Below are 14315 nucleotides of genomic sequence, written 5' to 3' on the forward strand. Positions count from 1 at the left end.
AAGCGCCGTTTTGCCGACGGACATCGCATGATCCGCGCGCTGCGTTCCCTCTCGGCCATCACCGCGCGACGCACACGCGGCCTGTGGCGACGCTACGGCATCTTCTGGCTCGGTGCGATCCTGGTCGGGCTCGTCGCCGTGTACTATGCGCGGCTCATCGACTGGGGCTTCGCGCTCTTCTCCGCTGCCCGCAGCGAGCATCCCTGGCTGCCGCTCGCGATCACGCCGGCCGCCGCCGCGCTCTGCGTCTTCGTCACGCGACGTTTCTTCCGTGGCTCCGAAGGCAGCGGCATCCCTCAGGTCATCGCCGTACTGCATGGGCCGACAGCGGCGGCGGGCGCGCGACTGCTCACCTTGCGCATCCTCGTCGCGAAGATCGCCGTCTCGTTCGTCGCGATAGTCGGCGGCTTGACGATCGGCCGCGAAGGCCCCACCGTGCAGATCGGCGCGGCGCTGATGTTCAACATGCGGCGCTTCTACCCGCGCTCCAATTCGCTGATCGAACGGCAACTCGTGCTCGCGGGCGCGGCGGCCGGCCTGTCGGCGGCGTTCAACACACCGCTCGCGGGCATCGTGTTCGCGATCGAGGAACTCACGCGCAGCTTCGAAGCGCGCGCGAGCGGCGTGCTCATCACGGGCATCATCATCGCGGGCGTCATCGCGCTAGGTCTCAGCGGCAATTACACGTACTTCGGGACGATTCAGGCCGGCGCGCTGTTCCCGCGGTTCTTCCTCGTGGCGATCATCGTCACGGGCATCGTCACCGGCATCGCGGGCGGCGTCTTCTGCTGGCTGCTGCTCAACACGAGCAAGTGGATTCCCGTGTCTCTGCGACACCTCCATGCGTCGCGGCCAGTCGCGTTCGCGGCGCTGTGCGGCTTCATCATCGCCATCGTCGGCTTGCTGGCGGGCGGGACGACCTTCGGCAGCGGTTACGCCGAGGCGCGCGGCCTGCTCGAAGGGCACGAGCAACTGTCGATGTTCTATCCGCTCCTGAAGATGATCTCGATGATCGGCTCGTACCTGCCCGGCATTCCGGGCGGCATTTTCGCGCCGTCGCTGTCGATCGGCGCGGGCTTCGGCAACGTGCTGCACACGCTCTTTCCGCGCATGTCGCTGCCGATGTTGATCGCGCTCGGGATGGTCGGCTATCTCGCGGCCGTCACGCAGTCGCCGATCACCGCGTTCGTGATCGTGATGGAGATGATCGACGGCCACGCGCTCGTGATCTCGCTGATGGCGACGGCGCTGGTCTCGAGCCGCGTGTCGCGCCTCTTCGCGCCGCCGCTCTACGAAGCGTTGTCGGAACGGTACATGACGCCGCTGGAAAAGCTCGCGCCGTCGCCGGAAGTGCCCGAGGGCGGAGACAAGGCGCCCGCCGGAGCGCAGGACGAGGCGCCACAGAAGTAGGCCGTCAATACACGTAGACGTGCGCCGGCCGATACGTGTAAGCATGCTCGGGGACAACGATGCAACCGGCGAGCGCATCGGCGAGCAGGACAGTCATGAGGACGAGCAGGAGTCGTTTCATCGCGCGCTCCCGCCTCATGCCCAGTGCGCCGGCACCCAGCGATACTGGGCGCCGTGTCCGACCCATTCGCCCGGCACCCATCGATGACCAACGCGCTCGGCTTCCCAATGACCGCCGGCCCACACGTAGCGGCCATGCTCCCAGTTCCAGTGACCGCGATCCCAGACATAACCCGCGCGGGCGGGCGGCGCCGCCTCGTAGCGCGGCGCGGGCGGCGCGCTCGGCGCGACGATCACGAATTCGGCGGCGGACGCGGCCGTCACGGTGATTGCGCCGGCGACGACCAGCGCGGTTTGGGCGAGCAGTGTACGGAGGGATGTTTTCATGGTGTACCTCTTCATTGTTCGAGACATTGAATGCCGCGTGGCGCGGATACGCATTCAATGCGCGAGGACATCAGAAGGAGGACAAACCGCGTATTACGAGGACACCCGATGTGCAACCGAATGTTGATGAAAGGCGCGCACATACCAGACAAACAGCACGCGCAAACGATAACGCGCAAAAACAAAAGCCAGGATCGCTCGATCCTGGCTTCGCATTCTTCGCGCGGCGCTCGCGCGGCCCGAGCCGACGCGACGCCGCACACACAGGCGCAACGCGTTACGCCTGCGGAATCTCGATCTTCACTTCCAGCACTTCGAGGTCGTCCTGACGCTCGAGACTCACTCGAATATCGTCATCGGAAATCTTCACGTACTTCGAAATCACGGCAACGAGTTCCCGTTGCAACGCCGGCAGGTAATCGGCGGCGGCTTTGCCACCCGCGCGCTCGTGCGCAATGATCAACTGCAAGCGTTCCTTCGCGACCGAAGCGGACTTTCTTTTCTCGCCCAGCAAAAACGAAAGAATCGACATTGCGTCCCCTTACTTGGTGCCGAAGATGCGTTGCAGCAGACCGGGCTTGTGATAGTCGGTAAAGCGCAGCGCCGTTTCTTCCCCGAGGAAGCGCGACACCACGTCCTTGTACGATTCGGCGACATCCGTGCCATCCAGATGCACGGCCGGCAAGCCCTGGTTCGATGCATGCAGCACCGCTTCCGACTCCGGAATCACGCCGATCAGTTCGATACGCAGGATTTCCTGGATGTCGGAGAGCGACAGCATTTCGCCTTCGCTCACACGCTTCGGGTTGTAACGCGTGATGAGCAGATGCTCCTTCACGGGATCCTTGCCTTCGATCGCGCGCTTGGTCTTCGACGACAGGATGCCGAGAATGCGGTCCGAGTCGCGCACGGAAGACACTTCCGGATTCGTCACGATGAGCGCTTCATCGGCGAAGTGCATCGCCATCAGCGCGCCGGATTCGATGCCCGCCGGCGAATCGCAGACGATGTACTCGAAATCCATCTTGATCAGCTCGTTGATGACCTTCTCGACGCCTTCGAGCGTGAGCGCGTCTTTATCGCGCGTCTGCGAGGCCGGCAGGATATAGAGGTTCTCGCACTTCTTGTCCTTGATGAGCGCCTGATGCAGATTGGCTTCGCCCTGAATGACGTTGATCAGGTCGTACACCACGCGGCGTTCGCAACCCATGATGAGGTCGAGATTGCGCAGACCGACGTCGAAGTCGATCACGGCCGTCTTGTGGCCGCGCAATGCGAGCGCCGATGCGAAGCTCGCGCTGGTGGTCGTCTTGCCGACGCCGCCCTTCCCCGAAGTCACCACAATGATTTTTGCCATACAAGTACCTTGTGTTCGTCAATAGGTCCGCTCGCGTTGCTTTCGGGCGCGCGCCAGGGCATCGGGCGCGCGAGCCGATCCAACCCGTCAGGTCAGCCGCAGCGGTTCGATCATGAGTTTTTCTTCGTTCAGCCAGATCTGCACCGGCTTGCTGAGCACGTCGGCCGGCAGCGGGTTCTCGGTCGTCCGATAGATACCCGCGATGGAAATGAGTTCCGGCTCGAGACAGGTGCAGAAGATTCGCGCGTCGAGATTGCCGTGCACGCCCGCGAGCGCGCGGCCCCGCAACGGCGCATAGATATGGATATTGCCTTCCGCGATCACCTCGGCCCCGTACGACACGAGCCCGAGCACGATGAGATCGCCCTTCGCATAGACCTGCTGGCCCGAGCGCAGCGGCCGGTCGATGATGGTCGCGAGCGCGGGCAGCGCCGCGGGCGCCGGTTCCTTCGCGACGGCCGCTTCGATCACGGCCGCGGCTTCGGTGTTCGGCTTCGCCTCGTCCACGGACGGCTTCGGCGCGCCACGCCGGTCGCGCGCTTCGAGAATCGGCAGGCCGCCTTCGTTCGCCCATCGAATCGCCCATGTCTGCGCGGGAAGCGCGACGACACCGATCGGTCGCATGCGCACGCTCTTCAGCAGGGTTTCGAGCTCGGCGAGCGACACGCGTTCGCCCTCGCCGCCCTTCGCGGAATCAGCGAGACGGCGCACGTCGATAGCGACGACATCGCCTGCGAAGAATTCGGGAGTTGCTTCGAAGCGCCGCGTGAGTTCGGTACGCAGGGCATCGAGGTCGGGAGTCTTGACGACGAAGAGAAGCGTGTCGACGGAGCCGCTGCGCAGTTCGAAGAAGGGCGTTTTGTTGAGCGACATAGGAACGGCCAAAAATTTTGCGTATTTTACAGGCGTTGCCGCACACGGCCATAATTTTTAGGATGGATTTCGGCTATCGAATACGCGAAATGTGGGCCGCGCGTGCGCACGACGGGCACGTGAGAAGCGGCGACGCGGCCCAGGCTAACGTATGTTAGATAAGCTGTCCGGCGCGCATGTGGCGCACGAAGAGCGACTCGGCTTCTTCTTCGTGCGACGGCATGGCGCGACGATCGCCGGTGGGGCCGAAACCGAGGTGCTCGTAGAAGCGCACCGCAGTGCGGTTCACCTCGGAGATCCACGCATGCACCTCGGCTGCGCCCTGCTGGGCAAGCCATTGCGATGCGACGTTCACGAGCAGCTCGCCGCCGCGCAGATGCCGCACGGCGGGCGCGACCCACAACGCGCTCACGAACGCGCGCGCGCTCGGCGCCTCTTCGATGTACGCGTGCACGAGACCGCAGGGATGACCTTCCGTGTAGAGCAGAAACGTCGCGAGCCGGGGCGAGCTCGCGTGCAGCGCCGCGGTGTCGCCGAACGACGAAGGATCGACGAGCAGCGTATCTTCGAGCGTTTCGCCGAATGCGTAAGGCGCTTCGCGCAGCGCTGCCGTGCGAAGCTCGCGCAGAACCGGTCCGTGGTGCGCGGCGATCCGGCTGACGGTCAATGAGGGACTCATGCGGGCTATTTCTCTCTGGCTCTCGGGCTCATGCGCGTGCGGCTCTGTTGGCCGGTCCGGCGCTCGGGCCATAAACATAGCTTCAACCGAACGGGCGTACCCGTCAATTCCTAAATCCGGGAAAGTGCTTTACAGCGCACACGACAAGGCGAACGCGCGCTCATGGCGCCGCATAGCTTCCCGTGCCGTCCGGCCACGGCGTCAGCACTTCGAAGCCGTCGTCGGTGACGGCGACCATGTGCTCCCATTGCGCGGACAGCGAGCGATCTTTCGTCGTGACGGTCCAGCCGTCGCGCGACTGCTGGGTGGCGGCGCGCCCCGCGTTGATCATCGGCTCGATGGTGAAGACGAGACCCGGCTTCAGACGCAGGCCCGCGCCGCGCTGGCCGTAGTGCAGCACTTGCGGATCCTCGTGATACACGCGGCCGATGCCGTGGCCGCAATACTCGCGCACCACCGAGAAGCCTTCGCGATGCGCGACGCCCTGGATCGCCGCGCCGATATCGCCGAGCGTCGCGCCCGGGCGCACTTCGCGCATGCCGGCAACCATCGCCTCGTAGGTGGTTTCGGTGAGGCGGCGCGCTTCGGCGCTCGGCGTGCCGGCGTAGTACATACGGCTCGTGTCGCCGTAGTAGCCGTCCTTGATGATCGCGACATCGATGTTGATGATGTCGCCGTCCTTCAGTTCTTTCGGCCCGGGAATGCCGTGACACACGACGTGATTCACCGAGGTGCAGACCGTCTTCGGAAAGCCCATGTAGCCGACGTTGGCGGGAATGGCCTTCAGTTCGTCGACGATGAAGCGATTGCAGATGGCGTCGAGTTCGTCGGTGGTGACGCCCGGGCGGACGTGTTCACCGATCATCGCGAGGACTTCGGCGGCCATGCGGCCGGAGATGCGCAACTTTTCGATGTCGGCGGGTGTCTTGAGCGTGATGGCCATTGAGCAATGCGATGGGTTCGTGCCGCCTCGCGCACGCGTTTTCGCCGGTGTTCGAGGCGGGCGGCGCGCGAGGACAATGGGCCCGATGATAGCACTCCCGCGCAGGGCAGCCGCTTGGAAAGCCGCACGGGCATTGCATTTCGAAGCTTCGGGCGCGCTTTTTCGGGATGCGGCGCGATCGTTTTTCGCCCTTGTGATGACCGCGCGTTTGTGTTTTAGTGGCCCGATTTCGAACCTGCCGGAGTGTTATGAACGTGTATCGATTGACGCTGATTTCCGCTGTGCTGTCAGGCGCCGCCGCCCTCGCCGCCTGTAGTTCGACGAGCGATCCCGAATTGCGCGCGTCGAAGCCCGTGATTCACGTTTCGTCGGCGCGGGCTGCGTCGGATATATCGAGTTGTCTGCAACGCATGATTCCCTCCGCGCAAACGCGGCGCGATCAGGGGACGACGGAGTTGCTGGTCGGGTCGAATGCGTGGCTCGTGACGCTGACGCCTTCGGCTTATGGATCGATCGTGAAGGTGCAGCAGTCGTCGAGCGACGATGGCGGCGTGCCGGAACCGGAATTGCGATTCGATATCGCGCGGTGTACGACTTGAGGAAACGCTCCGCTCGACGAAGCGGAGCTTCATGTGAAGACCCAAAAGCAAAACCCCGCAAGTCTCACGACTTGCGGGGTTTTAGTGTCTTGGCGGAGAGGGTGGGATTCGAACCCACGGTACGGGAAAACCGTACGCCTGATTTCGAGTCAGGTACATTCGACCACTCTGCCACCTCTCCGTCTACCCTTTCGGGTCTTCGTGAACCGGTCGTTGCTCAACGAAGAACGAAAGTATATCGAACTCTTTCGCGCTTTCCAAGCCTCTTTTTGGAAATAAACGTCACACTGCTGCCGAAACTTCGATTCTTTCGGCGCCGCGCATGTACGGGCGAAGTACCGCCGGAATCGTCACCGAGCCGTCCGCGTTCTGGAAGTTCTCCAGCACCGCGACGAGCGTGCGGCCGACCGCCAGCCCCGAGCCGTTCAGCGTGTGAACGAACTCCGGCTTGCCCTGCGCATTGCGGAAGCGCGCCTGCATGCGACGCGCCTGGAACGCCTCGGTATTCGAGCAGCTCGAAATCTCGCGATACGTGTTTTGCGCCGGCAGCCACACTTCGAGATCGAACGTTTTCGCGGCCGAGAAACCCATATCGCCCGTGCACAGCGTAATCACGCGATACGGCAGTTCCAGCTTCTGGAGAATCGTCTCCGCCTGCCCGACCATCTCGTCGAGCGCGGCATAGGAATGCTCCGGCGACACGATCTGCACCATCTCGACCTTGTCGAACTGATGCTGGCGAATCAGGCCGCGCGTATCGCGCCCGTACGAGCCCGCTTCCGAACGGAAGCACGGCGAATGCGCGGTGAGCTTCACCGGCAGCGCACTGGCTTCGAGGATGCTGTCGCGCACCGTGTTCGTCAGCGAGATCTCCGACGTAGAGATGAGGTACTGCGTGACCGTGCTTTCGTCGCCGCCCTTCTCGACGCGGAACATGTCATCGGCGAACTTGGGCAACTGGCCCGTGCCGTAGAGAATCTCCGGATTCACGATATACGGCGTGTACGCCTCCGTATAGCCGTGCTGCTCCGTGTGCGTGTCGATCATGAACTGCGCGAGCGCGCGATGCAGCCGGGCAATCGGCCCGCGCAGCAACGTGAAACGCGCGCCCGAGAGCTTCGCGCCCGTTTCGAAATCGAGGCCGAGCGGCGCGCCGACATCGACGTGATCCTTGACTTCGAAGTCGAACGAACGCGGCGCGCCCCAGCGCCGCACTTCGACGTTCTGCGTCTCGTCGTTGCCGACCGGCACGCTCTCGTGCGGCAGGTTCGGCACGGTCAGCATCAGGTCCGACAGACGCTTCTGCACGTCGTCCAGCTTCGCCGCCGATTCCTTCATCGTGTCGCCGATGCCGCCCACTTCCGCCATCACCGCGGACGTGTCCTCGCCGCGGCCCTTCATCGCGCCGATCTGCTTCGACAGGCTGTTGCGGCGCGCCTGCAGTTCTTCGGTGCGGGTCTGGATCTCGCGGCGCTCGGCTTCGAGCGCCGCGAAGGCGGCGACGTCGAGCGTGTAGCCTCGATCGGCGAGGCGCTTCGCGACGCCGTCCAGGTCTTTGCGGAGGGTTTGGATGTCGAGCATGGCGGGGGGCAGCTTTGTTAAGTAATCGGAAACACCGATTTTAGCGCACGGTCACTGCGCGCCGGTGCGATCGGCGATCCGCCCGGCGAAACGCGGTTCGCCCGCACGCGAAACGAACGCCGTGATTTCATCGCTTCTTGTCGTCGCGATGTTCGCGCCGCCAGGCTTCGTCGAGTTCCGCGAGACGCGCGAGCTTTTCGCCGATCTTGCCTTCGAGTCCGCGCGGCGTCGGCTGATACCAGTACGGATCGCGCATGCCTTCCGGCAGATAGGTTTCGCCGGCCGCATAGGCGTCGGGCTCGTCGTGCGCGTAGCGGTATTCGTGTCCGTAGCCGAGTTCCTTCATCAGCTTGGTCGGCGCGTTGCGCAGATGCACCGGCACGCCGCGCGACTGGTCCTTGCCGACGAAGCGCCGCGCCTCGTTGTACGCGTTGTAGCCCGCGTTCGATTTCGGCGCGACCGCCAGATAGATGAGCGCCTGCGCGAGCGCGAGTTCGCCTTCCGGCGATCCGAGGCGCTCGTACGTCTCGGCCGCATCGAGCGTGATGCGCGCGGCGCGCGGATCGGCCAGCCCGATGTCCTCCCACGCCATGCGCACGATGCGCCGCGCCATGTAGCGGGGGTCCGCGCCGCCGTCGAGCATGCGGCAGAACCAGTACAGCGCGGCGTCCGGATTGCTGCCGCGCACGGATTTGTGCAGCGCGCTGATCTGGTCGTAAAACGCGTCGCCGCCCTTGTCGAAGCGGCGCAGATTCTCGGCGAGCGCACTGCCCAGGAGCGCACCGTCGACATCGGTCTGCTTTTGCTGCGCCGCCGCGCGCGCGACGATCTCCAGGTTGTTCAGCAGTTTGCGGCCATCGCCGTCGGCGGAACCGATCAGCGCGTCGCGGGCTTCGTCGGTGAATGTCAGCCCGCCGAGTTCCTTCGACGCGCGTTCGAGCAGTTCCTTCAGTTCCTCGGCGTCGAGGCTTTTCAGCACGTAGACCGCCGCTCGCGACAGGAGCGCGCTGTTCACCTCGAAAGACGGATTCTCCGTCGTCGCGCCGACGAACACGAACAGGCCCGACTCCACGTGCGGCAAGAACGCGTCCTGCTGACTCTTGTTGAAGCGATGCACTTCGTCGACGAACACGAGCGTCTGATGCCCGTTCGCGCGATGGATCTGCGCGGTCTCCACCGCCTCGCGGATGTCCTTCACGCCCGAAAGCACCGCCGAGAGCGAGATGAACTGCGCGTGGAACGCATCGGCCATGAGGCGCGCGAGCGTGGTCTTGCCGACGCCGGGCGGGCCCCAGAGAATCATCGAATGCGCCTCGCCCGATTCGAACGCGACGCGCAACGGCTTGTTTGGACCGAGCAGATGTTTCTGGCCGATCACGTCGTCGATGGTGCGGGGGCGCAGGCGCTCCGCGAGCGGAACATTGCCACGGTTTTCTTCGAACATGTGCTGTGCGATGCAGGTTGACGCGGTTGGGTGGATCGCGGCGATAATCTCGCCCTTCAGGACGGCGCGGCGCGGCCGCAGAATCGGGTCATTATGACAGCCTGACAGCGGCGGTCTCGCACGAAGCGGGCCACGCGCCCGGAAACCACGCTTTCACACGACAAGGACGCAATCCGATGGGGCAAGAGCACACCACGAACGCCGCGGCGCACGGCGAGACTTCGACCTACGCGCCGCTCACGCCCGTGCCGCCCGAGCGGCGCGCCTTCGGCACGAGCGATGCCTTCGCGCTGTGGTTCTCGCTCGGCATCGGGCTGCTTGTTGCGCAGGCGGGCGCGCTGCTCGTGCCGGGATTGTCGTTGCCGCACGCGCTGATGGCGATCGCCATCGGCACGGTGATCGGCGTCGTGCTGCTCGCGCTGGCGGGCGTCGTCGGCACGGATACGGGGCTCGCGGCGATGTCCTCGCTGCGCCCGACGCTCGGCGTGCACGGCGCATCCGTGCCGGCGGTGCTCAACGCGATCCAGCTCGTCGGCTGGGGCTCGTTCGAGATCATCGTGATGCGCGATTCCGCCGATGCGCTCGCGAAGCAATCCTTTCACCTCTCGATGCCGCTCGTCTGGACGCTCATCTTCGGCGCGCTCGCGACGCTGCTCGCGATCAGCGGCCCGCTCTCCTTCGTGCGGCGTTTCTTGCGCACCTGGGGCATCTGGCTGCTGCTCGGCGGCGCAGGCTGGCTCACGTGGAATCTGCTCGCAAAGCACGATCTCGCCGCGCTGCTGGCGCGTCCCGGCACGGGCGAGCTGGCGTTCGGCGCGGGTATCGACCTTGTCGTCGCGATGCCGCTGTCGTGGCTGCCGCTGATCGCCGATTACACGCGCTTCGGCAAGAGCGCGGGCGGCGCGTTTCGCGGCACGCTGCTCGGCTATGGCATCGCGAATCTGTGGTTCTATGCGCTCGGCGCGATCTACGGACTTGCGGCGGGCGGCGGCGATGCGCTACTCACGACCGCGCTCGCGCAGGCCGGTGGCGGCATCGCGCTGTTCCTCATTCTGATCGATGAAATCGACAACGCTTTCGCCGATATCCACTCCGCGGCCGTATCGACGGGCACCTTCTGGGCGCGCGCCGGCGTGCCGATGCTCTCGTGCGCGTTCGGCGCGCTGTGCACGCTGGTCGCGCTGGTCGTCGAGATGGGCAAGTATCAGAACTTCCTGTTGCTGATCGGCTCGGTGTTCGCGCCGCTCTTCGGCGTCGTGCTGGCCGATCATTTCATCGTGCGCAAACGCCGCATCGACACGGCCGCGCTCGGGTCCATCGACGGGCGTTACGGCTTTTCCGGCGGCTGGCATGTGAGCGCGTTCATCGCGTGGGGCATCGGGATCGCGGCGTATCACGCGATCAATCAATGGCTGCCCAATCTCGGCGCGACGCTGCCCGCGCTCGCGCTCGGCGCGGTGTGCTATCTGCTGCTTCTGTCGGGACGGCGCCGCGCCTACGCGTGACCGCTCAACGAAAAAGCCGCCATTTCTGGCGGCTTTTTCACATCAGCTTGCAGAACTCAAGCCCTGCGGCACCGAAGCGCGTGTCTCGCCGCGCTCCTCGAAATCGCCCGCCGCCTCGCGACGCGCAAGCCATCGCACGCAGACGAGCGAAAGCAGCGCGAAGCTCGAATAGAACAGCGCCATCGGCACCCAGCTCGGCGAGTAGCGTTCGGCGAGCACGGTCGCGAAGAGCGGCGTGAGGCCGCCCGCGAGCGCGCCGCAGACCTGATACGCGAGCGAGATCGCCGTATAGCGGATGCGCGCCGCGAACATGCCGGTGACGAAGCCCGCGATCACCGCGTAATAGCCCGATTCGGCGATCGTCGCGAGCCCGACGCCGAGCGTCACCGAACCGAACGTGCCCATTCGTACGAGCGGCAGCATGATGAACGGCACGACGATCGCCCACACGGCCGCCATCGTCAGCACGCGCGCGGTGCCGAAGCGTTGCGCGACGAACGCCGCGCCCAGTTGCACGAAGAACTGCAGCACGGCGACATAGAACATCGCGTCGAGCACCATCGAACGATCGAGCGACAGATACTGCGTCGCGTACGTGATCATGAAGATGTTGCTGAAATACACGCCCGCGATGCCGTAGACGTTCGCGCCGAGCACGACGAGCACGAGCCGCCATTGCTTCATCGTCTCCTTCAGCGGATGCTCGGCGAGTTCGCGCTCTTCCTTGAGCGCCTCGAATTCCGGCGATTCATCGACGCCCGCCCGGATCACGAAGCCCACGATCAGCAACACGATGCTCGCGAGGAACGGCACGCGCCAGCCCCACGACATGAAGTCCGCGTTGGGCAGCTTGCTCGCGACGCCGAACGCGAGAATCGAGAGAATCAGGCCGCTCGCGCTGCCGAGTTGCGCGAACGATGCGAAGAACGTGCGCTTGCCTTCGGGCGCGTGCTCGCCCGCGAGCAGCACCGCGCCGCCCCACTCGCCGCCGACCGCGACGCCCTGCAGCAGGCGCAGCACGATCAGCAGCACCGGCGCGATCGCGCCTGCCTTATCGAACGTCGGCAGACAGCCGATCGCGACCGTCGATACCGCCATCAACATGAGCGTGAGCATCAGCGAGCGTTTGCGCCCGACGCGATCGCCGATATGCCCAAACAACACGCCACCGAGCGGCCGCGCGAAGAAGCCGATCGCGAACGTGCCGAACGACGCGAGCAGGCTCAAGAGACGGCTTTCGCCGGGAAAGAACAGCGGGCCGAACACGATGGCCGCGGCGGTTGCATAGCTATAGAAGTCGTACCACTCGATCGTGGTGCCAATGAACGAGGCGAGCGCGGCGCGCTTCGGTTGCGCGCGTGACGCGTTTTTTACTGCGGTCATGAAACGATGTCTCCGTTATTGCTTTGGTCTTGATGCGAGTCTTACTTTGCCGCGCGGTACTCGACGCCCGGCAGCACGCACAGCAGTTCGAACGCGAGGTTCGCGCCCAGCAGCGCGGTCGTCCCGAACGGGTCATAGGGCGGCGCGACTTCCACCAGATCCGCCCCGACGATATTCAGCCCACGCGCGCCGCGCACAATTTCGAGCGCCTGCGGCACGGTCAGTCCGGCGATTTCCGGCGTGCCGGTGCCGGGCGCGAATGCGGGATCGATGCCGTCGATATCGAACGTGATGTAGACGGGGCCATCGCCCATTTGCGCGCGCACTTCGTCCATCAGCGGCGCGAGCGATTTGTTCCAGCACTCTTCCGTCTGCACGACGCGGAAACCCTGCTCGCGGCACCAGTCGAAATCGCCGGCTTCGTAGCCCGTTCCGCGCAGGCCGATCTGCACGACGCGCGAGCAATCGAGCAGGCCCTCTTCCACCGCGCGCCGAAACGGCGTGCCGTGCGCGATCTTTTCGCCGAACATCGTGTCGTTGACGTCCGCGTGAGCGTCGATATGAATCAGCCCGACCTTGCCGTGCTTCGCGTGGATCGCGCGCAGGATCGGCAGCGCGATGGTGTGATCGCCGCCGAGCGTGAGCGGCTTGCAGTCGTGCTTCAGGATCTCGCGATAAGCGCGCTCGATGCGGTCGATCGAATCCAGCAGGTTGTACGGATTGATCGCGACATCGCCGATATCCGCGACGCGCAGCGAATCGAAAGGCGCGGCGCGCGTCGCCATGTTGTACGGGCGCAGCAGCACGGATTCGCTGCGCACCTGACGCGGACCGAAGCGCGCGCCGGTGCGATTCGACGTGCCGAGATCGAACGGCACGCCGACGAAACACGCATCGAGCCCTTCGGCCGACTGGACGTGCGGCAGGCGCATCATCGTCGTGATGCCGCCGCAACGCGGCATCTGGTTGCCCGACAACGGCTGCGGGCGCTCGGCGCGCTGTTCGACGAAGTGCGAATCGAAGTGTTCGGCGGGGGCGAAAAGTGAGGATGTATTCATGGCGTCAGATGGGTTCGCGTTGACATCTGACAATTAATAGCGAGTTCTGGATAAAAATAAAATGGCGATAAAATTAACTTAACATCGATATTTTTCGATGTATCGGCGGCGCCCCATGTTCACTCACCTTTCCGATCTCGATCTGCGCCTGATCCGCGTGTTCCTCGCCATCGCCGATGCGGGCGGCGTTTCGTCCGCGCAGGCGACGCTCAACGTCGGGCAATCGACCATCAGCACGCAACTCGCGACGCTCGAAACGCGGCTCGGCTACCGGCTCTGCGAACGCGGGCGCGGCGGCTTCGCGCTGACTTCGCGCGGCGAGCAGTTCGTCGAGGCGTGCCGGACGCTGCTCGCCGCCATCGACACATTCGATTCGACCGCGCGCAATGTCGGCAAGAAGCTTGTCGGCTCGCTCACGCTCGGGATGATCGGCAATACGCCCGTCAGCGCGAACGCGCGCGTCAGTCAGGCGATCGCGCGTTTCCGGCAGCGCGACGAATCCGTGCGCTTCGCGGTGCTGGTGCGCTCACCGGGTGAGTTGGAGGAGATGCTGCTGTCGGGGCGTATCCAGATGGCGATCGGCTACTTCTGGCATCGCGTGCCGTCGCTCGAATACACCGAGATCTTCGCGGAAGATCAGCTCGCGTACTGCGGACGCGAGCATCCGTTGTTCGCGCGGGCAGGCGAAGTAGGCATCGCGCAGGCGTTCGAGCACGACTGGGCGTGGCGCAGCTATCCGCTGCCCGAGGCCGGCGAGCTCACGCCGCGCAATATCGGCGCGGTGGCGGACAACATGGAGGCCGTCGCGATGCTCGTGCTCTCGGGCAGGCATCTCGGTTATCTGCCCGAGCACTTCGCCGCGCCCTACGTGAAGGACGGCGTGCTCGCGGCGCTCAATCCACAGGCAATGCGCTATCGCGTCGCGTTTCAGATGGTCACGCGCGCGGAACGCGTGAGCGGCGCGCGGGGCGCGAAGCGGGAGATCGTGGAGGCGTTTCTCGATGACATGGCCGCGGCGCACGCGGCCATCGAATGA

The 14315-nt window shown here is 64.7% G+C and carries 14 protein-coding genes and 1 tRNA gene; 4 read left to right on the plus strand and 11 right to left on the minus strand.

What is annotated here, in order from left to right; genetic code table 11:
- The first annotated feature begins 27 nt into the window (after positions 1 to 27).
- The gene (locus IAG25_RS24985; RefSeq protein WP_187607242.1) at positions 28 to 1410 is read left to right on the plus strand and encodes a chloride channel protein; all 1383 of its coding nucleotides are present in this window, start codon (positions 28 to 30) and stop codon (positions 1408 to 1410) included.
- 135 nt (positions 1411 to 1545) lie between these two features.
- On the opposite strand, the gene IAG25_RS24990 is transcribed toward IAG25_RS24985, so the two are convergent.
- The 6 genes from IAG25_RS24990 to map all read right to left on the minus strand — a co-directional run bounded on the left by IAG25_RS24990 (position 1546) and on the right by map (position 5709).
- On the minus strand, positions 1546 to 1857 hold the full coding sequence (locus IAG25_RS24990; RefSeq protein WP_187607243.1) for a YXWGXW repeat-containing protein: 312 nt from the start codon (positions 1855 to 1857) through the stop codon (positions 1546 to 1548).
- A 277-nt stretch (positions 1858 to 2134) separates the two neighbouring features.
- Entirely contained in the window at positions 2135 to 2389 is a 255-nt protein-coding gene (gene minE / locus IAG25_RS24995) for a cell division topological specificity factor MinE (protein WP_006999197.1), read from the minus strand.
- 9 nt (positions 2390 to 2398) lie between these two features.
- Positions 2399 to 3214: a septum site-determining protein MinD gene (gene minD / locus IAG25_RS25000; RefSeq protein WP_187607244.1), complete on the minus strand. Its 816-nt coding sequence runs from the start codon at positions 3212 to 3214 to the stop codon at positions 2399 to 2401.
- Between the two features lie 87 nt (positions 3215 to 3301).
- Positions 3302 to 4087 (minus strand): septum site-determining protein MinC, encoded by a 786-nt coding sequence (gene minC / locus IAG25_RS25005; RefSeq protein WP_035505286.1) that lies wholly within the window; start codon positions 4085 to 4087, stop codon positions 3302 to 3304.
- A gap of 154 nt (positions 4088 to 4241) precedes the next feature.
- The gene (locus IAG25_RS25010) at positions 4242 to 4766 is read right to left on the minus strand and encodes a GNAT family N-acetyltransferase (RefSeq protein ID WP_187607245.1); all 525 of its coding nucleotides are present in this window, start codon (positions 4764 to 4766) and stop codon (positions 4242 to 4244) included.
- A gap of 160 nt (positions 4767 to 4926) precedes the next feature.
- Entirely contained in the window at positions 4927 to 5709 is a 783-nt protein-coding gene (gene map / locus IAG25_RS25015; protein WP_187607246.1) for a type I methionyl aminopeptidase, read from the minus strand.
- A 248-nt stretch (positions 5710 to 5957) separates the two neighbouring features.
- Here map and IAG25_RS25020 point away from each other — a divergent pair, with 248 nt between their 5' ends.
- Positions 5958 to 6308: a hypothetical protein gene (locus IAG25_RS25020; protein WP_187607247.1), complete on the plus strand. Its 351-nt coding sequence runs from the start codon at positions 5958 to 5960 to the stop codon at positions 6306 to 6308.
- A 90-nt stretch (positions 6309 to 6398) separates the two neighbouring features.
- Here the strand turns inward: IAG25_RS25020 and IAG25_RS25025 are convergent.
- The 3 genes from IAG25_RS25025 to IAG25_RS25035 all read right to left on the minus strand — a co-directional run bounded on the left by IAG25_RS25025 (position 6399) and on the right by IAG25_RS25035 (position 9333).
- A tRNA-Ser gene (locus IAG25_RS25025) sits at positions 6399 to 6489 on the minus strand.
- 101 nt (positions 6490 to 6590) lie between these two features.
- Positions 6591 to 7889, minus strand: a complete 1299-nt coding sequence (gene serS / locus IAG25_RS25030) for a serine--tRNA ligase (RefSeq protein ID WP_187607248.1) — start codon at positions 7887 to 7889, stop codon at positions 6591 to 6593.
- Positions 7890 to 8016: 127 nt separating this feature from the next.
- Positions 8017 to 9333 carry a replication-associated recombination protein A gene (locus tag IAG25_RS25035; RefSeq protein WP_187607249.1) on the minus strand — a complete coding sequence of 439 codons (1317 nt, stop codon included), beginning with the start codon at positions 9331 to 9333 and terminating at the stop codon, positions 8017 to 8019.
- Positions 9334 to 9509: 176 nt separating this feature from the next.
- Here IAG25_RS25035 and cytX point away from each other — a divergent pair, with 176 nt between their 5' ends.
- Complete coding sequence (gene cytX, locus IAG25_RS25040) at positions 9510 to 10838, plus strand: putative hydroxymethylpyrimidine transporter CytX (protein ID WP_187607250.1); 1329 nt, start codon at positions 9510 to 9512, stop codon at positions 10836 to 10838.
- Positions 10839 to 10880: 42 nt separating this feature from the next.
- Here the strand turns inward: cytX and IAG25_RS25045 are convergent, their stop codons facing one another.
- Both IAG25_RS25045 and speB read right to left on the minus strand, forming a co-directional pair.
- Positions 10881 to 12221, minus strand: a complete 1341-nt coding sequence (locus tag IAG25_RS25045; protein WP_187607251.1) for an MFS transporter — start codon at positions 12219 to 12221, stop codon at positions 10881 to 10883.
- Between the two features lie 41 nt (positions 12222 to 12262).
- Positions 12263 to 13279 (minus strand): agmatinase, encoded by a 1017-nt coding sequence (gene speB / locus IAG25_RS25050; RefSeq protein WP_238288218.1) that lies wholly within the window; start codon positions 13277 to 13279, stop codon positions 12263 to 12265.
- 115 nt (positions 13280 to 13394) lie between these two features.
- Here speB and IAG25_RS25055 point away from each other — a divergent pair, with 115 nt between their 5' ends.
- The gene (locus IAG25_RS25055) at positions 13395 to 14315 is read left to right on the plus strand and encodes a LysR family transcriptional regulator (RefSeq protein ID WP_187607252.1); all 921 of its coding nucleotides are present in this window, start codon (positions 13395 to 13397) and stop codon (positions 14313 to 14315) included.

Source organism: Caballeronia sp. EK (assembly GCF_014384845.1).
GTDB lineage: Bacteria > Pseudomonadota > Gammaproteobacteria > Burkholderiales > Burkholderiaceae > Caballeronia > Caballeronia jiangsuensis.

Coding starts and splice junctions, on each gene's coding strand:
- minC (WP_035505286.1), bottom strand. CDS start 4,087: ATGTCGCTCAACAAAACGCCCTTCTTCGAACTGCGCAGCGGCTCCGTC.
- cytX (WP_187607250.1), top strand. CDS start 9,510: ATGGGGCAAGAGCACACCACGAACGCCGCGGCGCACGGCGAGACTTCG.
- IAG25_RS24990 (WP_187607243.1), bottom strand. CDS start 1,857: ATGAAAACATCCCTCCGTACACTGCTCGCCCAAACCGCGCTGGTCGTC.
- IAG25_RS25035 (WP_187607249.1), bottom strand. CDS start 9,333: ATGTTCGAAGAAAACCGTGGCAATGTTCCGCTCGCGGAGCGCCTGCGC.
- IAG25_RS25020 (WP_187607247.1), top strand. CDS start 5,958: ATGAACGTGTATCGATTGACGCTGATTTCCGCTGTGCTGTCAGGCGCC.
- IAG25_RS25055 (WP_187607252.1), top strand. CDS start 13,395: ATGTTCACTCACCTTTCCGATCTCGATCTGCGCCTGATCCGCGTGTTC.
- serS (WP_187607248.1), bottom strand. CDS start 7,889: ATGCTCGACATCCAAACCCTCCGCAAAGACCTGGACGGCGTCGCGAAG.
- IAG25_RS25010 (WP_187607245.1), bottom strand. CDS start 4,766: ATGAGTCCCTCATTGACCGTCAGCCGGATCGCCGCGCACCACGGACCG.
- IAG25_RS25045 (WP_187607251.1), bottom strand. CDS start 12,221: ATGACCGCAGTAAAAAACGCGTCACGCGCGCAACCGAAGCGCGCCGCG.
- minD (WP_187607244.1), bottom strand. CDS start 3,214: ATGGCAAAAATCATTGTGGTGACTTCGGGGAAGGGCGGCGTCGGCAAG.
- speB (WP_238288218.1), bottom strand. CDS start 13,279: ATGAATACATCCTCACTTTTCGCCCCCGCCGAACACTTCGATTCGCAC.
- minE (WP_006999197.1), bottom strand. CDS start 2,389: ATGTCGATTCTTTCGTTTTTGCTGGGCGAGAAAAGAAAGTCCGCTTCG.
- IAG25_RS24985 (WP_187607242.1), top strand. CDS start 28: ATGATCCGCGCGCTGCGTTCCCTCTCGGCCATCACCGCGCGACGCACA.
- map (WP_187607246.1), bottom strand. CDS start 5,709: ATGGCCATCACGCTCAAGACACCCGCCGACATCGAAAAGTTGCGCATC.